Origin of the sequence: Pseudomonas sp. FP597, assembly GCF_030687435.1 — a bacterium.
GTDB lineage: Bacteria > Pseudomonadota > Gammaproteobacteria > Pseudomonadales > Pseudomonadaceae > Aquipseudomonas > Aquipseudomonas lactucae.
This window is the reverse complement of record NZ_CP117432.1, coordinates 6,477,694-6,499,208: the sequence shown is the minus strand read 5'-3', so window position 1 is coordinate 6,499,208 and position 21,515 is coordinate 6,477,694. Positions and strand designations below refer to the sequence as shown.

Below are 21,515 nucleotides of genomic sequence, written 5' to 3'. Positions count from 1 at the left end.
CTGCTAGTTTTCCTGTCCGTGGCGCACCGGATGGGGACCGATGAGTCACCAGACAAACCTGATCTTAAGATTTTGTGTTTGAAAATATTACAAGCGCTGAAGCGCCATTTACACAAACGCGTTCCTGTTAGAGGAGGCTGAAAACACTGTCGCCTAAAATTTGACGCCTGATTTAGTACTATTGAAAATCCTCAAAATAAGTGATATCAAAATAAGATCACACCAGACGAGTGCTCAATCTTGATTTCAACGGACTCTCTACGTAGCGCATCCTATCGCCGTTCACAGTTCAATGCGCAAGCTAGATCGATTCAGCAAGCAAAGAATCTTGGGCAATCAACCATTTTTTTGTGCCATAGCCATAAAGACCAGAATCTTGCTTTAGGCTTTGCGCAATTGCTGCAAGACGCTGGCTGTAAGGTTTACATAGATTGGCTAGATGCCGACATGCCCGAGCGGCCAAATAAAGATACCGCTACGCGAATTCAACACCAAATTAAGGAGAATGATTATTTCGTATATTTGGCTACGGAAAATTCGTCCCACTCCCGTTGGTGTCCTTGGGAAATCGGTTTTGCCGATGGTGTCAAACTTAACGACAAAATAGTGATCGCACCGACTCAGGATACTCGCGGCACTTACGGGCAAGAATACTTGGATCTCTATCGTCGAATTGACGTCGCCTCTGACGGGCAGTTGGCAGTGTTTGATCCCAATATGAAGAATGGGCGTTATGCCCGAACTGTTTGGTAACCACTCGTAAAGGAAGATGTGATGGCTCGTAAGTGTTTTTTCAGTTTCCATTATAAGCCTGATAGCTGGCGGGCAAGCACGATCCGCAGTATTGGCGCGATTGAAGGCAATCAGCCGGCACTTGATAACGATTGGGAGAAAGTGACCGAGGGCGGTGATGAAGAGATTCAGAAATGGATTGACTCTCAGATGAAAGGTCGCACCTGCGCAATTGTCTTGATCGGATCGAACACCGCTAAGCGGAAATGGATCGATTACGAAATCAAAAAAGCTTGGTCTAATAAGATGGGGCTGCTAGGTATCTACATCCATGGCATTAAGGATTCTGAAGAGAAGACCTCTAGCCAGGGTGCCGACCCATTTGCTCACTTCACTTTGGGCGATGATAAGAAGGAACTTTCTTCTATTGTACAGATTTATAATCCAGTCGGTACTGATAGCAAAGCGAGATACAATTATATTGCTGAGAATATTGATAGCTGGATCGAAAAAGCGATCGAAACTCGTAATAAATATTAATTTTTAATAGCGCCGCTTATTGCTTTGCAGTAAGCGGCTTTCTTATGGGTGCAGACTATGAAATTCACTGGTGAAATAAATAGTTTTATTCGTGACTTTGTTAAAGATTTAACTGAAAATAACGCCGCAATTTTTGCAGGTGCGGGTCTATCTAAGTCTTCAGGGCATGTAAACTGGAAAGAGTTGTTAACAGATATTGCAGAAGAGCTCGAACTAAAGATTGATCTAGAAAGTGACTTGATTTCTCTGGCTCAATATCACGTAAATAAGACTAAGGGGCCTGCAAAACTTACCCGGAAGATTGTTGAAGAGTTTTCCCATCAGGCTGAGCCTTCTGATAATCACAAAATATTAGCTCGTCTTCCGATAAGGACCTATTGGACGACCAACTACGATAGCCTCATTGAGGACTCTCTGAAGCAGGCCTACAAGGTCGCAGATGTGAAGTACAAATTGAGCCAGCTGAACGTCACTCGTCCGAAAAGAGACGCTGTCGTATACAAAATGCACGGCTGCGTGTCGGATGCTGCGAACGCCATCCTTTACAAGCAGCAGTATGAGACATACTACCGAGATTACGCGCCCTTCGTCACAGCTCTCAGTGGTGATCTGGTCTCAAAGACCTTCCTTTTCATTGGTTTCAGTTTCACGGATCCTAACTTGGATTACGTACTCAGCCGTCTTCATACATCCACAATCCGGACCCACTATTGCTTCGTGAAACGAGAGGACGTGGATTCTGATGAGGACGAAGAGATTCAACAGTACAAAAGACGGAAACAAGATTTCCGTGTTGAAGACCTGCGAAGGTACGGCATTCAACCGCTCTTGGTGGATAAGTACTCGGACATCACCGAAATCCTCAAGGAAATCGAACGACGATATCTAAAAAAGACCGTTTTTATTTCCGGCAGCGCCGAAGACTATGGGGACTGGGGGAAGGAGCAATCCCTTAAATTCATTCATACCCTGTCATCCGAGCTTGTATTTAAAGATCGCAGAATTGTGAACGGGTTCGGCTGGGGCGTCGGTAGCGCTGTGATCAATGGCGCTCTAGACGCGATATATCAGCATCCGGAGAAGTATTCCGAAGATCAATTGGTTATGCGCCCCTTCCCGCAATTCCCAAGCTCCAAAAAGGATCTAAGCGTTTTATGGGAAGAGTACCGCCAGAGAATGATTGGCTTGGCAGGAGTGAGCATTTTTGTATTTGGCAATAAGATAGAAGACGGTCAGTTGGTCCTGGCCGGGGGCGTGATTCGTGAAGCAGAGATAGCCATAGAGCAGGGTCGCATCTTGATCCCGGTGGCTTGTACGGGTTTCGCTGCCAAAGCGGTCTATAGCATGGTTAAGACAAGGCCTGAACTTTATGAGGCTCATAAATGGCTCATAGCTGTTATAGATGAACTCTCCGATCCGTCGCTTGGGTGGCCTGAAGCCGTGAAAAAAATTGCCGATGCGATCGTCAGGTTGGATAGATAATAGCTACGGCGGGTTAAGAGACAAAGGCTCCTTTTGGGAGCCTTCGTTGGTGGGTTGCCGTTACAGCGTCAGCTCTCGACAAGTGTTGTCAAAATATATTGTTGAAAACCCGTTTAGCTCTGTTGAGATCAACCGCTAGGTGTCAAAATATTAACCCTGCTGGCATGGCCGGCTACCCCGATTATCGCCTGAATTCATTGACCTCTTGGTGTCAAAATATATTGTTTTTCACCACTGTTCCAGTAGTGATTGCACGCAGTGGAAGTGGTCCAGGTCAGTTCAAAGAATGGCCGGTAGATCGTGAGCCGAGTTCGACGGTGTTGATGGAGATTTACCTCCATGCCGTCGGGCTTGCGCTCCAGCAAGGGCTACTTGAACTGAAATAGGAAAGAGGAGCAACACTGTATGGGAATGCCGAGCGAACCGCATCATGACGAATATGTTTTGAGCCTTGCACGGAAGTGTCCATTTCCAGAATGGCTTTTGCTGGAGCTACCAAATGGGAAATGGGGAGCATTCTGGCATGCAGGGCTAGAGGGAACTTGGGCTACGGCTGTTTGGGAAGGTGATTATTCAGCATGCGCCTTGGTCCATGCTGATCGATTCGAGGTGCTTCGCTATATGGAGAAGCATCAGTCCCACTAAAGTAGGAAAAGTCGCTCAGCAACGCCCAAGCCCGGCACCTGCGGGGCTGAGGCCTTAGAGGAACGCCGCGTTGGCGTCTACCCCCTTAAGCTAAGGAACACTTATGGATTTCAAGCTTACTTATTGGACGCGTCGGTGGTCAGCGAACACGACGCTCACGGTACAGAAAATCGAAGCTGGATGGCACATTTCCCACGTCGCGATCTATGGTGATGCTGATCGAGAAGGTGCGCCGTTCCTTGAGTCGAACTTACATCAAGACCACGTGAAATTCCCTCACGACGTCGGTGCGTTCCTGGGCTTCGTATGGGAGCAATTGGATGGCGGCGAAATAGACGAACAACGAGCCCAGGAAATGATTCAGGAGATCGGCGACTGGATTAGTGCATGCGAGACATCGCAGCCTGTTTGGAAGGTCTGGAACAGCTAGGAAAATCGCATGGAGGACGCCGATGAGGTGTACCAGATCCTTCGAGACACCAAGGTTTTGGCTCGCCGTTATTACCAACTCACTCGCAAACCGCTGGGCGTGACTGGGGAAATCGCAGAGTACGAGGCAGCTCGGCACCTCAACGTCGAGTTGGAACTGGCTAGGCAAGCTGGGTACGACGCGACAGAAGTGAGAGATGGGCTGACAGTCAGAATTCAAATCAAGGGGCGGTATTTCACCAGCCCACGAATGCGAAGCGGCCGAGTGGGGTCAATCGATTTAAGGCAACCCTTCGATACTGTTTTACTGGTTCTTCTCGATGCGGATTACAACGCTTTCCAGATTTTTGAAGCGGATCGCTCTGCGGTTGAGGCGTTACTGACAAGGCCTGGGTCAAAGGCTCGAAACGAACGTGGCTCAGTCGGTATCAGTCAATTCAAAGCGATCAGCAAACTGCGCTGGGCGCGGTCTGAACGATAGGAAATGCCTTCATGCTCCTTGTTTACCTAATAACTACAGCTTGCTATGGCGGTTGCCACAAGGCGGAAAATGGCTCTCGGCAGAATCCGTTTCGGTCAATGGATGATTGCGTGGCTGAGATGGTTAAGCTGCAGCAGGCTATCCCACCGCTTGGAAGGCGAAACCTGCCGGTTTACCTCTATGAATGCAGGTCTAACGATGGGCAATCTGTAAAGTTTCCAAATCGGTAGGAAATTCAGATGAGGTCGTGGATAGCTGCATTGGTCGCACTGATTGGAACCGCGAACGCATCGGGGGCAGTTGATTACCGATGCACAATAGAAAGAGTAGTGGCTGCATCTGAGGGGGAAGCTAACCAAGCGTACATCGGGAAGCAGTTCACTGTAGACCGGCACACAGGGCTGATGACCGGGGCCTTGAAGAATTCCTACGTGACCGATCCACAGGTTATCGATCAAGGTTCATTGGAGACGAGCTTCAAAGTTGTCACGACCATACGGAAAGACCAAGGTGCGGGGGCTGGTTCAAGCATCTACGCCCTGACAATAAACGAGTATCAAGAAGGTGCTAAAAAGCCATTCATCTTCTTGAATAATGACGAAGCGTTTCTAGGCTGGTGCGAGCACTTCTAGGCCGCGGTAACACAACGGAAATGATTTTCGCTGCTGTTCGCTTACCACCATGACACTACAAGTGCCGCCGCCTAACATGGGACCGACTCAGTACATGTAATGACAGCCAATGGAAGGAATGACACATGATCGGGTTACTGAACGGACCTTTCAAATGCATCACCATCGTGGCTCTGGCTGCGCTGGCAGTACCGGCGTTCTCGTGTGATTGGACGGTGAATAAAACTACTGATCCGATGACAGATGCGGTGACATGTTGGGTTAGCTCGGCCAGCGCGAAGGTGTCTTTCTACCGACATGGTAAAGATCGGCCAAATGTGTACAACAAAAGCGCCTATAGCGAATCGTGGCTTATGATCCGTGTCGACGACAACAAGGCGATTTCCATGGGGGAAAACGCTTACACACGTCAGAAAGCGTTGGACGAATTGTTGCCGCAGATTCGAACGGGTAAACGGCTTCGCACCACCTTCAATGATTATCCCGAGCGGCAAGATGGGGACGCGCAGATTTGCAACCTTCCGAAGCTGCTCGATGCTTGCAATTCATAGGAAAACAACGATGAAAATCACACTGTGTCGGCGCCGATGCCGAGGTGACCCAGTTGCCTAGATTTTACTGCCCCAGCCTGACTCCTCGTGAATCATTGTCTGTGCTGGATTTTGCAGGTTTGGAGATGGTGCAGTCTTGCGTCGGCAACTGGGTCAATCCAGGGGCAGCGCCAACATATCCGTAGCCTTTTCTGGGCAATGGTTTTATGTGAAAGTCTTTCAACGTCACTGTTTTGAGGCCCAGCATCTCGTTCCCTCTCTGTAGTACAGACGCAACGTACTCCCCGGGCGAGGGTGTAAAAATTTTCATCAGTTATTCCGTAATCGGCCTTTCCTGTCAGCGCTGCAGGCGCACAAGCCGGCTATTCTACTTGATAGTTATCCGTTGGATCATTTACCTGATTTTCACTAGGCTACTGCCCGGTCGATCAGCGGTCGCGTTTTGGGATGATGCCGTCGGTGGCGAATGTTTTAGATGACGATTCTGCTACGCATCATATTTTGAGGCTGCCAATACACGCTATTTCTAGGCTACGACGCCGTTCTGCTCCAAGTTGTTAACGTTGATGCAAAATTGACCCATCTGCCTACTTGGCGATGCCTTATAAGTATTCAGTCCCGAGTCAGACCTGCTAACGCTTGACGAAGTAGAAGCTTGGGCCAGCGAGATTTCGGCAGTAGGGTTCTGCATCAGCGGCAGCAACCATGATTGGCAGAGAACGGCCAAAAGGCCGCCCAGAAGGCACTGGCCGCAACGCCAGTACCTCTGCAGAAAAGCCCTGCTATCTATTTCAAGTTCAGCCGCTTGCGTGTCTCGTCGCTCATGAAGATATCGTAGATATGGCGATACTCGCGGGCCTGGGTCTCAATCGCCGTTACCTTGTGATACCGAATTGAGTCGTGCACAACAATTACCTTGGTAGGTGGCTTAAACGGATTGTCCAATTCGACCTCGACCACAACGGGGGGCCTCTCGTCGCCAAGTCTTTCAGCATCGGCCTCCGGCGGCGGTACATAGGCAAGGCGGCTTGCCTCGGGGAACAAGACTACGTTGGTACCCGTCTCGCCCGTCTGCACGGATGGGAAGACCAGACCGTCGACCTGCTTGCCAAAGCGCAGCCGTAAGTACTCAAACACCACCTGGGTCGAAAGATAGCTCAGCTCATCATTACGAGCCTTTGGCCTCGACATCTTTTTCACAAGTGAGCCCAAGAATACCTTGCGGTGTAGTGCATCACGAAACCCCACGTCCAGGAGCGTCAGATCCGGGGGTTCAACCTGGTCTAGGGCCGTGAGGTCAAGGAGCTTCAGTTCGGCGACTGGAGTCAGCGCTGCGCTCACCACGTGATCCCCGGTGATGGAGCGGATTTCGCTTAGACAGGTATCTCGCTCCAGCGCGCAATACAGAGCGGAGATTCCGTTCGGCGTCATCCTTTGACTGCTTGCCATGAACCTCGGAGTTGGGCCGAATTGACCAGCGGGATCATTGATTATTTTCTCTGCTTCGCTGAAGCCTTTAGCAAGACGCGCACGGTACATCAAGTCGCCATTTACTATGGTCCGGATGGCTTCAGGCTTAAGTGCTTCGTCATCGGCGACCAACATAGAGAAAACCGAGTCGAGAAATTTTCCGGCATTCGGGTTGAAGAAACGGTGTGTGTACTGCACACCCTCAACGAACTGGTCCCAAAGACCTTCGTAGGAGTTCACCTCCATCGCGTCATCTTCGCCATAAAAGTGCGTAGTGTCGCCGACATCATCTAGATTGAATTCGGAGGGAACGCCGTTACGCAAATCGTCGAAATATGATTCATTTCCGAGATCCAACCATTCCGAGAGAACAATGTCTATTTCTGCAATGGGGAACAGTTCAACCCTGGCCCCATACATCATGCTGAGCTCGTATTCCGAGAGATCCTCCTTACGGGCAATATTCTCGCTAACCCGGGCATAGACGTATTCAAATAGAACCTGGGCCTCAATAGCTGTCCCACGGCGCCGGCAATATTTGCATTCAGCTTCCTGACTGTGCGCATCGAACAGCTTCTTGAGAGTTTCCGGAGTGACGCATTCAATACAAATCATCGCTTCTTCCTGAAGGTTCTTTTTCCCATGCATGTCTGGAGACATTTACTTAGCAAAGCTGGCAGCGCGCGTGTAACCGCAAAAAGCGGCAGCTGATTGCTAAGGTAACCTCCTTCAGGGATCATTTGAACTGACACGCCAAGGAGGCCGAGCCACTCATGTCCACAGATAAATCTCTTGTTGCTGCCCTTCAAGCGCTATGGGACATCCCGCCACCCGGCCCACAGAACCTTTGGAGCAGCCGGGAGTTCGTCGCTCTGAAGGAATTGCTCACCAAGCGTTACCGCAGCGGAAAATCAATCTTCGGGCTGGAGGCCTCCATCGGCAATGCGCTTAGGTCGCTGGGTCTACCATGCAGCACCCCCCATCTGCTCAACCAGCCCAGGCCCGACATGGACAAGGTGGCCGCCGCGTTGGCTCACGAGTTTCAACGGACCACCACTAGGCGGCGATACCTATGCCCGCTTGATATGGCCGATGAGCTCCCGTCCTTTCAGTTTGGCAATGCCCGGATAGGTCGATTCGCAGCTGCAGAACTTGAGATTTTGTTCAATGCGCCCCGTTTAGAGCGCTGTTATCCCGGTATACGGCTGGATACTCAGCGCCTGTCTCAGTTTCATTGGATGGTCGTAGAGGAAGACATCTCGGTTCAAGGCGAATCGGGCAATCGCCAGTTCTCCTGGCTGGACTTTCCCTTCGGAAAGGATCTGGGCGAGATTGTTCCCCACAGTGGGCGCTTCCCCGCGGCGGTAGAGCGCGCGCTGTTCTTCTTGCTGCTGGCGCCATGGGAAGACTGGGCCGAGATGACCGAGGTGGACTGGCGGGGTTTCCGGCTGCCTTGGGTATATACCCTCGACAATGACCTGTGTGCGTTCCCACCTCCGCCGCCGCTTCCAGAGCAGCTGTCGTGGGAGCCATACGCTCATCAAGTGGACCACGACGAGTGGGAAGAATCCGAACGCCCGCTGTGGCTGCGAACCTGGGCAACCGCCGAGGATGTGCAGCAGGCGCTGGAAGCTAGGTGGGCGCTGCTGCAAGCAGCGCGTACCCAGGCGTCGGAACTGTTCTCAACTCCGGTGGAGCACTTCCTGGTTCGTGCATTCCTTTCCTATGGCATCGATGAAGTGATGGCTCACCTCATCATGATTGAGGCCGCGTTTGGAGCTGAGGCAGACCACAGGCGCAAGCTGCGACTGGCAAGCGATAATCACGACGAATCGGCGACACGCAGGGTTGCGGCAAGACTGAGTGCCGCCATAGTCGAGCCGGGCGCAGCGAAGGAGTATCTGGACCTTTACGACATGCGATGCACCTACGTTCACGGGCGCCCTGAAGGTCGTGTCATCTCCAGCCAACAGCGGGTCTTGGCGCGTCGCCTTGCACGCGAAGCGGCAAACTCCTTGGTTGGCCTAGCGCAAGCACAACAGTCCCGCGAAATCGTCCTGCTCGACTTGCTCAATCGCGGCGTGGCGAACCTCCCTCCCAAGCCGTGACCATGCGGCTATGTTACGGGACTGCTATGCACATGGCGGCATGGGGAAAAGAGCTTGGGGGAGAAAGGGTCAAGGGAAGGCGTTTAAGGGGAACAGGCCCTGGCCCTACCCGCAAAAGCGACTGGCTCAACCTTGGCCGCTCCGGTGTAGTTGGACGACGGCAATAAGGACCTCTACATCCAGCAGAACAAATTCGGCCAACAGTTTTGCCGCCGACGTGCCAGCGGCTGACGCCGCGCTGATGGCCGCCACACAACGTCCCATCAGCGAGGCTGCATTGAAGGAAGTCTGGCGAACCGGCCTGGAAAAAACTGCCGTCCTGGTTCATCTACGGTTCGGCGGACAAAAACCTCCCCGAGGTCGCCCTGAAGTTCATGGCCGAACGCGCGGGATCGAAAAAGGCCGTCACCGTCCAAGGCGCCTCCCATGTGGTGATGACATCCAATCCGGGGAAAGTCAACTTACTGTGCTTCCAGAGTTTTTATATTGCCCGACAAAGCCTTGTATCTTTCTTTAGCCTCAATACATACCATACCTGTGGCGTCCGCGACACAGGGTGTATTGGATTCCAGCTCCAACAGCTTTAGATTCTCTTTTAAACGTTGCAGTTTATGAGCATTGCCCTCATTTGTACCTTCAGCCAAAGCGACTCTTAAACCATCCATGAAAGAACAAGACTCATGAAAATGATAAAAGTCTAACAAGGCACGATTCAACGAGTAGTCGCTAATATTTTTTTCTTCCAAAATTGCATACAACTGTTCAGCCTTACCAGTTCGAAGCTCAACAATTTTTTTGTCTACACTAGTTACCAGCATCTGTTTGTATATACTTTCATTCACAAGTGATCGTTCAGCGTTAGACAGTAATGCCAATGCCGAGAGTATACTTTTGCCCACTTGTGCTGTTGCAACGGTAGAGGCACCAGCAAATAAATTAGTGAAGCTGCCCGCAGTGATATTAAATGCCGCATCATTACCGTAAATTGTCTTGCGGTGAGCAACACATAGATTTTCTGATGCTAAAACCATGGCAGAGATCGCGTTATTTCGCGCTACTGTGCAAGTCGATTCAATATTGGCGGGGATAGGATTGCTGAAACACTCTACGGGAATAAGCCTGGAATTAACCAATATCGACTTTATGGAAGTATAGTCTTTGAGCATCTCCGAATTTACCGGGCCAATAGAGTATCCATCATATTGCTTGAAATCAGAAAACCAACTACACCCTGTCATTAACAACGTAGCTACAGCAATCGGAATTACTTTATACATGACAAACTCCTTGTGAGTAATAAAATTACTCCGAGACTCTGACCGCCAGACGTTTTACGCTGGGCTGACTGTCTTGCAGTGATTGCTCTACCGTAGGCGAGCCATCTCCTGCGAGCCCGGTTATGACTATAGCCGCGCAGTATCTTTTATTGTGCGACAGCTGCTTTTGCTCTACGGGTATTTTAGAAAACCAGAAGTATCTATCCAAACTGTACAGTAGATTTCCTTTTTGGCTTACAGAGCATTTTTTAGCGTCAAAACAGCCAGCCAAATATCTCAAGTGTTCTGCGATACTTGAGCCGCCTCTGAAAGGGAGTTCGTAGTTGGTCCCGTACGGGTGATAGTTGAATGCTTGATTATCGGGGATTACGTCTTGAACGATGTCTGCGTAAGCTAACAGCTGCGGTTTCAGCTCGGAGTGTTTAGCCTCCCAGAACGCAAAAAAGTGGCCCGCCGCACTGAAAAAGCTTCCAATTCTTCTAAGGAACGCAGGAGCGGCTGATAAACGATCACTTTCTGTTTGCTGATCATTCACAGAGTAGCCACTACCGTCCGCAGGTGGTTTGTATTCATTGCATTTGGAATGTACGCTGTCTAGCAGAATTCGATTTGAGCGGACACTCACCGCCCCCCCATCATACAGCTGAAATGAAAGATCTCTGTAATATAAAGGCGCATCTGCAAGACTGCCTGTGTTCAGTTCCTGTAAATGCCCTCCTCCGAAATCGTGCTCGTACCAGCCACCTTCGTGCGTATGAGCAGTCACAACAAATCGGAGAGATTGCTTCCCCATGCTCAACGCCACGAATCTATAAAGTTTTTCTCCTTTCCAACTCTCAACTTTCCAATCTTTGAAAGAGTGATGTCCAGTAAAAAAATATCGGGAGTTATCTGGCAATGACGAAACTAATTGCTGAGCCGCCTTGATTTGATCGACCGAGATTCCTGCGTCAATGCCTGCGGTAGGTCCGCCCATTCCAAAATTCGGGCGACTTGGATAGTCCGAAGTATCTAAAAGTAGTGCATACACTCCTCTGCTATTGTTTCTGGAAGGCGGTAATTTAACGAGCTGAACTATAAATGACTTCCAAGGTTCAGAAGCAATTCGGTAGGCAACGCATAGCTGATTCCCATCTAAACAGAACTGTCCACTCGCAGGATTCTTCTGACTCAGAGGCTGCCCTCTAAGCAGATTCACATAGTCGTTTACAATAGTTTCTTTCGGCATTCTGCCGAACCGTTGCTTGGAACCGGCGTAGCCCCGACCAACGTTGCACACGTTGTTCCAGTACTCAGTCTTATAAATACCATCGGTTTTTGGGTATATGTTACCAACCATGAAGCCGTCATGATTCCCAGGAGAGAAAAGCCATGACGAGGCGGAAGGACGCCCCCTAGCCTCCCCCATAACTTGCTTGAATAATGACCACTCCGTCTGACACGAGACGTCGATTCCATCGCCCAAGTGCAACGCTAATGGATAAGATTGCCCCTGATCCAGTGCTCTTAATAGGAGATCAGGGGCACCGATCACCTGCTGCCCGGTTCTGATGGTCACAGGAAAAAACTCATCCCCGGCCATTGAAAAATAATGACTAGCTGTCCCACGGCTTTCATGAAACTGCGTATCGGCAACGAGCACTATTGGTTCAGTTAAATTTTCGGAATGCAGGTCCTCTAAAACCGTGAAATCATGCCAATTTGACGCCCGTTTGTTGACGCAGCCTGATAAAGAAATGGTACAAACCCCCATTACCACGAACAGTGTCCGAATGATCTTCATACAACCCCTTCCCAGGCAACTCCCACAATTTTTTGAAGGCTAGATGGCTTATTTCAAGCTGTCCAAAAAAAAAGAAGGCTGGATAGAAAAAGTTTTATCGAAAGGCTTAGCAGGCAAGTGCTGCTTGCTACACCTCGCTAAACCATCCTGCCGCAAAACCTCTTCCGATACGCCGAGCCTGATTCACGAAAGAGTTAGACGTCTCAAGCATCTACACAAAAATGACGCAACCGGCCTCAGAGTCGGACCATTGGGAAATAGTGAAGTTATGGGTAGGTAATCCGGCATACTACGTATGATGTGTTGGTACCGATGTGGAATTAACCTAGTTGCCGAGGGACCACTGACCCGGCCTGATTCTTCCCGACCATTGCCTGTGCTGGGTTTATGCCGATCTAGAGGTGGGTTAGTCGGCGTCGGCACATGGGTCAATTCTGCATCAGCGTCAACAGCGTTAGCCTTGGCTGCGACAGTTTTAATTCTCTAGAGCATGTCTCAAAAACTCGATTTTGAGTGGTTGCGACAGTTTTGCGCTTCCTCCGAAAAGCGCTGTAGGCCCCGGAACACGTACCCTTTTAGCGACAGTTTTAATTCTCTAAAATCACCCCGCGTTGGACCTCCAGACGCCCACGCAAGGACGCGACAGTGATGACACCTCCCTTTTCCCAACTCGGCGAGCGTTTGCACGATCGCCGATTTGCGGTCGCCAACAATACCCACGGGTTATCCGGTGCCGGCACGGTGTTTCATTACCTTGTCGAGGGTGACGCCATTTCCAGTACCTACCAGGGCGGTCGAATTCGCCTGGGCACGCAAGTCGGACGTGTAACCGGCGCCGATACCCTCGAGCTGCTTTTTCATTGCCTGACATTGGACGGTGAACTGCTGTCCGGTTGGTCGCGGGGCACGGTGGCTGTGGATAAGTCTGGGCGCACTCGCCTGAGTTTTGTCTGGGGTTGGTTATCGGGTGCGGCGGGGGGCGGGGAGTCCGCTTATCTCGAGCTGGTTGGCTAGCCGGAAATCAGAAAATAAATCGGAAAAAACTAAAGAAGAAAGTTGTATTAAACCCTCTGTTCATCCCGTTACCGCTGGACTTACGGGACAAATAGATCCGAAAAAAAATCGGAAATGGGCGTGGTCGAAGCGCCGTCGGCGAAGTCGCGCTCAATCTTTCCTGGGCTCCCTGTCTGGTTTGCACAGATGATCTTTCCGGATCTTCACCGACGCTTTTACTGAGCCGCACTCACGGCACAAACTCCACCCGCAACCCCCGACTCGCACTGCGCCCCTGATCATCACTGACCCGCAACCGATACTCCCCGGACTTGCCTGGACGCCAGTTCAGCGTGGTTTGCGGCGGACCCTGGCCGATCAATGTCTGGTCGGCGAACCAGTACAGGGTCGCCGCATCGCTGGCGGCGTTGGCATTCAGCGGGATGCTTTCCTGGGGCTGGGACAGGCGTAGCTGGTAGCTCACCTGAGTCAGCGGTGAGCGGATTTGCGGTGCTTCGCTCTGGTCGCTGATGCGGTTGGGCTGGCAATTTTTCATCACGTTGGGCGGTGTGCGGCGGGGCAGGCCGGCGGCGCGGTACAGACGTTGTACGTCGCTGGGCCAGAACTCGAACACTTCTTCGCGGGTGTACTGCGCATCGAACGGCGGGCACGCCGCCTTGCCGGTGCGGGTGTCGATCAGCACCGGGCGGTGCAGGTTGGACACGCGAATCGGTGAAACGCCAGGGATGTACCACGTCTTGCGGGTTTGCGGGCACCAGCGGTTGGGCAGTTCGCCGGAGGCCGCGCAAACGTCGATGCGCACCAGCCCGGCGGGCGGTTTATCGGCTTTGACGGCGACGTTGGGTAAAGCCAGCGGCAGGGCGTCGGCGATGCGGAAGAACAGCGGCGCGGCGGTCTTGGCGCCGATAAAGGCCGGATTCGGCCGGCCATCGAAATTACCCACCCACACCACCAGCACATAGGGGCCGACCAGGCCCGCGCTCCACGCATCGTGAAAGCCCCACGAGGTGCCGGTTTTCCATGCGACGCGCCAATGTCGGCCAGGCAGGCCATCCGGGCGCGGGTTACGGCGCAGCATGTCGCGCACCATAAAGGCCGCCTGGGGCGTGAGCAGTTGCGCGCCGGTAGAGGGCGTTTGTTCCTGTAGATAACGCAACGGCCGCAGGTGTCCGTCGCCGGCCAGCATCACATACAGCCGCGCCAGCTCCTCCGGCGTCATCTCGCCGCCGCCGAGCGCCAGGGCCAGGCCGTAATGGCTTTCGTCGCGCATTCCCTTGATACCGGCCCGTTGCAACAACCCATACAGCGAAGGCGATTTAACCTGGCTGGCCAGCCACACCGCCGGGATATTGCGACTACGGATCAATGCGTCGCGTGCTGTCAGCGGCCCGACAAAACTGCCGTCGAAATTTTCCGGCTGGAAGTAGCCGAAGTTACTCGGCAAGTCCTTGAGGATACTCATGGGATGGATCACCCCCTGGTCCAGCGCCAACCCGTACAGAAACGGTTTAAGCGTTGAACCTGGAGACCGTCGCGACAGCACGCCATTGACCTGCCCGTGGATGCCTGTGGATAAGTAATCGGCCGAGCCCACCAGCGCCTTGACGCTCTGGTCGCGGCTGTCGACCAGAATCGCCGTGGCGTTTTCCACCCCGGTGCTGCGCCGCTCGGCAACAAAACCTGTGATCAGCCGTTCGAGCAACTGCTGCAAGGGCAGGTTAAGCGTGCTGTTCAATTCATTGCCGGCCTGGGACGCCAGCAGTTGTTCGCTCAGGTGCGGCGCCAAAAACGGGATTTGCTGGCGGTTGCGCGCCTCCAGCGGCAGGTCCAGCAGACTGTCGTTGCGCGGGTCTTGTGGATAAGTCTCGCGCCAGTCATTCATCAGGCGCAGCCGCGCGGTTTGCAGTGAGGGGCCGAAGCGCGCGCGCCGTCCCGGCTGTTGCGGAATCACCGCCAGGGCCAGGGCCTCGGACAATGACAACTGCGCCGACGACTTGCCAAAGTAGATGCGGCTGGCCGCCTCGGCGCCTTCGATATTGCCGCCCATGGGTGCCAGGTTCAGGTAGGCCTCAAGGATGTCGTGCTTGCTGTAGCGCGCCTCCAGCCACAGCGCCAACGCCATCTGCTGCAGTTTGCCGGGGATCTGGCGGGTGTTCAGGTCCCACAGGCGTCGCGCCAGTTGCATGCTCAAGGTCGAGCCGCCCTGGCGTTGGCCGCCGCTGTAAGTGGCCATGGCCGCACGCAGCAACGCCGCAGGATTGACCCCCGGGTGCCAGTAGAAATTGCGGTCTTCCTTGAGCAACAGCGCCTGGACCAATGACGGCGAAATCCGCTCCAGCGGTAGCCACAGGCGGTATTGGCCGTCATCCGCGAGGGTCATGCGTAACAGTGAGCCGTCGTCAGCCAGCACCACCCTGGAGGAGGTGACGGTCTGTTCCAGTGGCGCATGGGGCCACAATCGCAGCCCCGCCAGTACCGCCGCTGTTGCCAGCAGCGGCGTCAGGCGTTTAAGGCTTGGTAATTTCAAGCTGGCCTACTTTACCGCGCCCTTGCAGGGTGGTTTCGTACATGCCTTCGGCGTAGGCCGGTGGCGTATTGAACGTCCCTGCGTTGGTAGCGCGCACGCGGTACACGAAAGTGCCTACATCACGCAGTGCGGTGCCGTACAACACGACGCGGTCATCACGCACATCCACGTAGTCCGGCTGCCAGTTGCTCAGCTCGGTTTCACCGATTGGCGCCTGCCAGGTGTCGGCTGCTTCGTCGCTGGCTTCCACGTACTCGGATTCCTCGCCTTCACCTTCGCTTTCCTCGCTGTTGGCGGCTTGCGGTTCCGGCTCCGGCGGTAAGTTATACACAGGCTCGACGCCACCGGGCAGCAGGTCGACGACCGCCACTTGCTGCACCTGATCACGGTCGGTAGCGCGCAGACGCAGGCGCACCAGGAACTCATCGCCCACCGCGACCTTGCTCACCGGCTCGCCCTTGAGGTCGAGGTATTCGTGGATGATCTCCAGGCCATTGTTGATGGCCTTGAGCTTGGCGCCTTTATCGAAACCGGCTTCGCTGAGCATGTAGAACGCCGCTGGGCCGTCGGACTTTTCCATCACCAGCTTTTGCGTAGTGCCCGGTACGGCGGCGCGGGGCGGCTGGCCGGCCATTTCCAGCAGTTGTTGCTGTTTGTCGCCCAGCCAGGCGGTGGCCTTGAGGGTCATGTCGCTTTGCGCACGCTGGCCATAGTTGTCCAGGGCCCGCAGCAACAGGGCCGCCGACAGCGAGTTGTAGCGTTGCTCGTTGAGACGCTTGCCGAGTTTATCCAGCAGCGCCGTGGGCACGTCGTCCATCAGCTCAGGGAAGTGGCGCGCCAACAGGTGCAAGTGTTCAGCGTCGTGCACCAGCGGGTCGTAGTACAGACCGTCGCTGTCCCACTTATCCAAAAGTGAACGCCAAGGGATCTTGCGGAACAGGCTATCGGCCTGGCGATCCTGCTTGAGCAGCTTGTAACTGGCGGCCAGGTAAGCGGCGCCCAGGTCGTTCTGCCAACTGTCCTTGAAGTAGCTTTCGTAGCGTTCGCGGATATCGCTCAAGGCGCCGCTTACCAGAATCCCCTGACGGCTCAGCAAGTAACTGGCGTAGGCGCGGTTGCGCAATTCCGATAAGCCTTCGCTCGGGCCGTTGGCCAGGTCGGTCAGATAGGTATTGGCGCGCACCAACAGGTCTTCCGGTACCGGCAGCCCGCGTTCCTTGGCTTCGATCAGGAAGTCGGTGGCGTACAGGCTGGCGTACGGCGCCACATCCGGGTTGGCCGCCCACAAACCGAAACCGCCAGCCTGGTTCTGGCGTTGGCGCAGCATGCGCACCGCGCCGGCGAAGGCTTGTTCGGCCTCGGGTGCGGTGCCGCCCCAGATCAACGCCGGCATGGCCTTGGACACCAATTGCTCGGTGCACGCGTAGCCGTAGTCATCCAGGTAGTGCTTGAGGCCGTTGGCCCATACCAGCGGCGAAGCGGCCACGCCCAACTGTACGTCGCGCAGTTGACTGAACAGCTCACGCGTCGGTTTAAGCTCTTTGCTGGCGCTGTCGAAACGGCCCAGGCTCAGGGCCACGCGGTGTTCGCTCAGGGGGCGGATCGAGGTGGTTTCCGCCACCTGGATGCGCTTGCCACCCGGCAATACCGCGACAAATCGCAGGTCCGCCGAGCCGAGGGTGTCGCCGACCTTGATCTTGAACTCGGCAGTGCCTTCCTTGCGCGGCTGCAGCGACAGGGTGCTGCCCTTGTCACCCTGCACCACAAGGCCGGCGCTGGTCTGCACTTCGAACTTCACATCCGCCGCCGCGTCGAGGTTACTGAACACCCCGGCGCTGACATTGAACACATCCCCTGGTGCGACGAAGGCCGGTACGTTTGGTGTGATCACGATGGGCCCACGCACGTCGGTGGTGGCCTCGCTGACGCCCACGCTGTCGGTATCCACCGCCACCGCAAACAGGTGCAACTTGCCGTTGAAGCTGTCCGGCACCTGGTAATGCAGCACGGTTTCACCGGCCGGTAAATCCACCAGCCCGGACCACCACGCCACTGGCGGTTGATGTTTACGTTTGAACGGGTTGAGGTGGTTGGCCAGTGCGCCTTCCGTATCGCCACCGGGCGCCGCCCCACTGAGCAGGCGGGAGAATTCCGGCAGGATCAGGTCAAGGATCTGACTGGTACCCACCTCCAACGCACGTTTCTGGAAGAAGAAGCCCAATGGGTCCGGCGTCTGGTAACGCGCCACTTGCAGGATGCCCTCGTCCACGGCGTACACCACTGCGCGGCCCGGCCGGTCGGCGTTGACCTTGATATCCAGGGTTTGCCCCGGTTCGATCTTCGCCGGGCCTTCGACCTTCAGCGCCATGCGTCGCGCATCCAGGTTGATGCTGAACGGCACCACGCCGTAGGACAGCGGGCTCATGTAGACCTCGGCCGAGCCGATGTCGCGCACGAACTGCACGTTGACATAGGCATTGCCCTCAAGCCCGGCCGGCACGCGGATGTGTTGCACGCTGTTGGTGCTGTCGGCCTTGAACCATTGCTGGGTGTAGACCTTGTCGCGCTCGATGGTGATCAGGCCCGCGCCGGTGTAGGGCGCGCGAATGCTGATGGCGATCTCGTCACCGGTGGCGTAGCTGCGTTTATCCAGGCGCAGTTGCAACTCGGCGTTGCGTTCCAGCGAACGCGAAGTGTTGCCGCGCCCGGCCACGCTGTAGTCGATCTGGTTGAGCAGGTTGCCGTTGGCGTCCTTCAGTTGCAGGGTGAAATCCCCCGGCGTGCCGGTGTTCAGGCTCTGCTTGGCGCCCTCCTTGGTCATCGCCAGCGGTGCGGCCGGTTGACTGATGTTCTTGATGCGCGATTCGTACTTGTAGGTGCCGTTGGATTGCTTCACCAGCACCGACACATATCGGTGTTCGACCACTTCGCTGGTCAGGCCGTCCACCGACAGCGGTGTGAGGTCCGGTGCGACGGCCAGCCAGTGCACCTGGCGCGGGGCGTCCTTGGCGACGTACGACAGCGAATCCTGACTTTTCACACCCACCAGGTAGGGCGCGGACGACACCAGCAACGCACTTTGCGCGGCCACGTTGCGCCCACCTTCGGCCTCGTACACCTGGGTCATCACTTGCAGGCGATAGGTGCTGTTGGCAAAACGTTGCAGGTTGAGGTCGAGCACGGCCTGGCCGTTATCGTCGACAGTGGTTTCGGCCAGGTCTTCGGTGCTGGCGTCTTCCAGCGAGTCATTGAGACGGAAACGGTAATCGGGGTAGCGGTCGAAAGCCGCGAGCGTCGGGCTCAGGGCCATCTTCGCGGTCACGCGACGACCTGCCGCCGGGGCGCCGAACAGGTGCATCGCAGTGACTTTGGCCACCACCTGGTCCGGTGGAATCCAGCCCTGCACCGGTGTGTCGTGCAGGCTCAGGCTGACTTTCATACGGTCCGGCTCGAAGTCGCGGACCTTGAAGCTGACACTGCCCAGGTCGGTGCGGGTCTGCTTCTGGCCAATCAGTTGCAAGGTTGCGGTGTATTCCCCGGCGGGGCTGACTTCGCTGCTCGGGAAATCAAAGGTCTCAAAACCGCTGGCCGACAGCTTCAGCGGTTGGCGGATCACTTCCAGGCCGCGTGGGTCGGTGATTTGCAACTCCACAGGCAGGCCTTGCAAGGCGCCTTTCCAGTTGCCGCTGCGCGCGATCATGCCCAAGTGCGCGGTTTCGCCGGGCCGGTACAGGCCACGGTCGGTAAACAGGTAGGCACTGAGGCGATCAATCGCGCCGTCTTCTTCCAAACCGCCTACATCGAAGCGCGACAAATCCAGTTGCTGGGACTGACGGGCAATCGGCAGAAACGACTGGTCATTGCCGCGGCTGACCACATACATCAGCGGCGTTTTCTCGCGGCGCAGTTCGTCCAGCTTGGCGAAATGCACGTGGCCTTCGCCGTCGGTGTGCCCACTGCTTACGGGCAGACCGTTGCGACCAATGATGTCGACCTGTGCGTCGGCCACCGGCGAACCGTTGCCGATGGACTGCACATACACATCGTGGCTGCCATCACTGGAACGCTTGGCAATGATGCCGAGGTCGGTCACCACGATAAACCGCAGGTCGCTGGTACTGCTGCGATCGTAGTCGAAGGTGCGCTCGGCCGGTTCATCCTGTGGGCTGAGCTTGAGCACAAAAATACCGCGACGGCCGCCATTGGCGGTGAGGTAGTGGCTCAGGTCCACGTTGTCGTAGACGGTTTTGGCCGGGTCGTTGGACGACAGCGGGATGTCCAACGTCTGACGCTCAACCATGCGATCGAAGTATTCATTGCCGAAGTTCGGCCGGGCAAAGCTGCCGCTGCTCTGGTCCACCAAATGTTGCAACTGGTTGGGCAACAGACGGGCGATTTCCACATGGGCGCCGGGCACACCACGGGCCATGAAGCCCAGGCGTTTTTCGCCATTGAGGCTGAGCAAGGCTCCGTCAGACAAGAACTGCAACGTGCGCGGATACGCCGGCATGCTCACCAGCGACGCCGTAGGATTCTTCGCCAGATATCCGCCGATGGCTTCCAGGTTGGCGGGCACGCGCACATACAGCGCGCGGCCGGCCGGCGCCTTGAATTTGAAGGCGTGCAGGGTGTTCAGCGGTTCGACGCTGGGCACGTGGGTCAGCGTGACCTTGGTGCTGCGGGCCAGCAAGGCGTCGTCGATCTCGTTGGTGTTATAGGGGCGGGTGTCGTCCTGTGCTTTTTCCGGCAACAGCCAGGCTTGCACCTTACCGGCGATGGTCTCATCGGCCACGGCGCTGGAGCTGCTGAACATCAGCACCGGCTCGGGCTCGCCGCGCTCGTTGTCCACAAAGCTGACTTCGGCGCCAGTAAAGGTCAGGCGATAGCGGCCGGGCACGGTAACTTCCGCCACCAACGGCGCGGTGCTGGCATTGCCACCGTCGCGCGCCTTGATGCCTTCATCGAGTTTGGCGCTGACCGGGGTACTTTCCAGCGGCGTCGCCAGGGCGGCGGAGCGTACGTAGGCGTTGAGTTTTTTCTCGTCGAAGGTGATTTCCGGACGGTTGGGCAACTGGGCGTCGCGGTACGCCAAGCCTTTTCCGAGGGTTACTGTTACGCGTTTGCGTAGGTTGTCTTCATCTACCGGGTGGGAAAAATGGAAGGTTGCAACTAGCTGTTTCAGCGTCGGATTGGACGGGTCTTGGTACAGCTCGTTTTGCGCCAGTGTGGCGCGGAACGGCTGGGTGGAAAATTGCGTACTGTATTGGTCGAGCAATACACCGTCGGCGAGCAGGTTTTTCTTCGCCAGATCCAAGGTGTAATGGGCGTCGATGGGCCAGTCTTTTTCCGGCACGAACAACAGGCTGCGGTCATCCGCCCAGCGCCAGGTGCCGGCAACCTCGGGTTTGAGGATAATGCCCTCGGTCACCGGTTTGCCGATGGCCGCCAGTGGGGCCACGGATTCGGCGAAGCGCACCTGCAAGTTATCCACAACCGGGGTTGGCTGGGTGTAGTCGGTCAGGTTCGGTTTATGCAGTGAATAACTCGCGGTGTGCGGCTTCGGCAGGTTGGAATACCAGTGCCAGCCGTAGAACCCCGCAGCGGCGAGCAGCACGAGGCCGAGCACCCCGGCACCGGTCTGGCGCGGGTAAGCACGGGCTTTACCCCCCAGGTTCGCCACGCCACGGCCGACGGCGCGCAGCCATTGCGGCGGCTGCCATTGTCCGAAAACGGCCCTCGCCACGGTCAGAAACACACCGACAACACGACGGCTGATGGCTTTGAGCGAATCGAACATGGTGAGCATCCCTGGCTAAGTGCGGCGTATCTTACACGCGTCTTTGC

Annotated in this window: 14 protein-coding genes and 1 pseudogene; 10 read left to right on the top strand and 5 right to left on the bottom strand. The window is 55.2% G+C overall.

Features of this window, described 5'->3' with window-relative positions:
- The first annotated feature begins 240 nt into the window (after positions 1-240).
- The 7 genes from PSH66_RS29870 (at position 241) to PSH66_RS29840 (ending at position 5,492) form a co-directional block, all read left to right on the top strand.
- Positions 241-753: a toll/interleukin-1 receptor domain-containing protein gene (locus tag PSH66_RS29870; RefSeq protein WP_305428141.1), complete on the top strand. Its 513-nt coding sequence runs from the start codon at positions 241-243 to the stop codon at positions 751-753.
- 21 nt (positions 754-774) lie between these two features.
- A complete protein-coding gene (locus PSH66_RS29865) occupies positions 775-1,272 on the top strand; it encodes a TIR domain-containing protein (RefSeq protein ID WP_305428140.1) in 498 nt (165 codons plus the stop codon).
- Between the two features lie 57 nt (positions 1,273-1,329).
- Positions 1,330-2,754, top strand: a complete 1,425-nt coding sequence (locus PSH66_RS29860) for an SIR2 family protein (RefSeq protein WP_305428139.1) — start codon at positions 1,330-1,332, stop codon at positions 2,752-2,754.
- Between the two features lie 748 nt (positions 2,755-3,502).
- Positions 3,503-3,829 (top strand): hypothetical protein, encoded by a 327-nt coding sequence (locus PSH66_RS29855; RefSeq protein ID WP_305428138.1) that lies wholly within the window; start codon positions 3,503-3,505, stop codon positions 3,827-3,829.
- Between the two features lie 9 nt (positions 3,830-3,838).
- The gene (locus PSH66_RS29850) at positions 3,839-4,309 is read left to right on the top strand and encodes a hypothetical protein (protein ID WP_305428137.1); all 471 of its coding nucleotides are present in this window, start codon (positions 3,839-3,841) and stop codon (positions 4,307-4,309) included.
- Positions 4,310-4,740: 431 nt separating this feature from the next.
- Positions 4,741-4,941, top strand: a complete 201-nt coding sequence (locus PSH66_RS29845; protein WP_305428136.1) for a hypothetical protein — start codon at positions 4,741-4,743, stop codon at positions 4,939-4,941.
- A gap of 125 nt (positions 4,942-5,066) precedes the next feature.
- Positions 5,067-5,492: a hypothetical protein gene (locus tag PSH66_RS29840; RefSeq protein WP_305428135.1), complete on the top strand. Its 426-nt coding sequence runs from the start codon at positions 5,067-5,069 to the stop codon at positions 5,490-5,492.
- Between the two features lie 786 nt (positions 5,493-6,278).
- On the opposite strand, the gene PSH66_RS29835 is transcribed toward PSH66_RS29840, so the two are convergent.
- On the bottom strand, positions 6,279-7,610 hold the full coding sequence (locus tag PSH66_RS29835) for an RES family NAD+ phosphorylase (RefSeq protein WP_305428134.1): 1,332 nt from the start codon (positions 7,608-7,610) through the stop codon (positions 6,279-6,281).
- A gap of 125 nt (positions 7,611-7,735) precedes the next feature.
- Between PSH66_RS29835 and PSH66_RS29830 the strand changes: the two genes are divergently transcribed.
- Positions 7,736-9,070: a hypothetical protein gene (locus tag PSH66_RS29830; protein ID WP_305428133.1), complete on the top strand. Its 1,335-nt coding sequence runs from the start codon at positions 7,736-7,738 to the stop codon at positions 9,068-9,070.
- A gap of 87 nt (positions 9,071-9,157) precedes the next feature.
- Positions 9,158-9,528 (top strand): annotated as a pseudogene (locus PSH66_RS29825) (alpha/beta fold hydrolase); the annotation flags it as partial.
- 3 nt (positions 9,529-9,531) lie between these two features.
- On the opposite strand, the gene PSH66_RS29820 reads toward PSH66_RS29825, so the two are convergent.
- On the bottom strand, positions 9,532-10,347 hold the full coding sequence (locus tag PSH66_RS29820; RefSeq protein ID WP_305428132.1) for a hypothetical protein: 816 nt from the start codon (positions 10,345-10,347) through the stop codon (positions 9,532-9,534).
- A 25-nt stretch (positions 10,348-10,372) separates the two neighbouring features.
- Positions 10,373-12,130 carry a hypothetical protein gene (locus tag PSH66_RS29815; RefSeq protein ID WP_305428131.1) on the bottom strand — a complete coding sequence of 586 codons (1,758 nt, stop codon included), beginning with the start codon at positions 12,128-12,130 and terminating at the stop codon, positions 10,373-10,375.
- Positions 12,131-12,778: 648 nt separating this feature from the next.
- Between PSH66_RS29815 and PSH66_RS29810 the strand changes: the two genes are divergently transcribed.
- Complete coding sequence (locus tag PSH66_RS29810; protein ID WP_305428130.1) at positions 12,779-13,144, top strand: hypothetical protein; 366 nt, start codon at positions 12,779-12,781, stop codon at positions 13,142-13,144.
- 229 nt (positions 13,145-13,373) lie between these two features.
- On the opposite strand, the gene pbpC is transcribed toward PSH66_RS29810, so the two are convergent.
- Together pbpC and PSH66_RS29800 are read right to left on the bottom strand one after the other, a co-directional pair.
- Positions 13,374-15,671, bottom strand: coding sequence for a penicillin-binding protein 1C (pbpC, locus tag PSH66_RS29805; RefSeq protein WP_003177055.1), 2,298 nt, complete (start codon positions 15,669-15,671; stop codon positions 13,374-13,376).
- Positions 15,652-21,468, bottom strand: coding sequence for an alpha-2-macroglobulin (locus PSH66_RS29800; protein ID WP_305428129.1), 5,817 nt, complete (start codon positions 21,466-21,468; stop codon positions 15,652-15,654). Before PSH66_RS29800 ends, pbpC begins: the two co-directional genes overlap by 20 nt.
- Positions 21,469-21,515 lie beyond the last annotated feature (47 nt).

Bases quoted from the DNA above. Each gene is read 5' to 3' on its own strand.
- PSH66_RS29800 (WP_305428129.1), bottom strand. From the start codon at position 21,468: ATGTTCGATTCGCTCAAAGCCATCAGCCGTCGTGTTGTCGGTGTGTTT.
- PSH66_RS29815 (WP_305428131.1), bottom strand. From the start codon at position 12,130: ATGAAGATCATTCGGACACTGTTCGTGGTAATGGGGGTTTGTACCATT.
- PSH66_RS29840 (WP_305428135.1), top strand. From the start codon at position 5,067: ATGATCGGGTTACTGAACGGACCTTTCAAATGCATCACCATCGTGGCT.
- PSH66_RS29835 (WP_305428134.1), bottom strand. From the start codon at position 7,610: ATGCATGGGAAAAAGAACCTTCAGGAAGAAGCGATGATTTGTATTGAA.
- PSH66_RS29820 (WP_305428132.1), bottom strand. From the start codon at position 10,347: ATGTATAAAGTAATTCCGATTGCTGTAGCTACGTTGTTAATGACAGGG.
- PSH66_RS29855 (WP_305428138.1), top strand. From the start codon at position 3,503: ATGGATTTCAAGCTTACTTATTGGACGCGTCGGTGGTCAGCGAACACG.
- PSH66_RS29830 (WP_305428133.1), top strand. From the start codon at position 7,736: ATGTCCACAGATAAATCTCTTGTTGCTGCCCTTCAAGCGCTATGGGAC.
- PSH66_RS29810 (WP_305428130.1), top strand. From the start codon at position 12,779: ATGACACCTCCCTTTTCCCAACTCGGCGAGCGTTTGCACGATCGCCGA.
- PSH66_RS29860 (WP_305428139.1), top strand. From the start codon at position 1,330: ATGAAATTCACTGGTGAAATAAATAGTTTTATTCGTGACTTTGTTAAA.
- PSH66_RS29865 (WP_305428140.1), top strand. From the start codon at position 775: ATGGCTCGTAAGTGTTTTTTCAGTTTCCATTATAAGCCTGATAGCTGG.
- PSH66_RS29850 (WP_305428137.1), top strand. From the start codon at position 3,839: ATGGAGGACGCCGATGAGGTGTACCAGATCCTTCGAGACACCAAGGTT.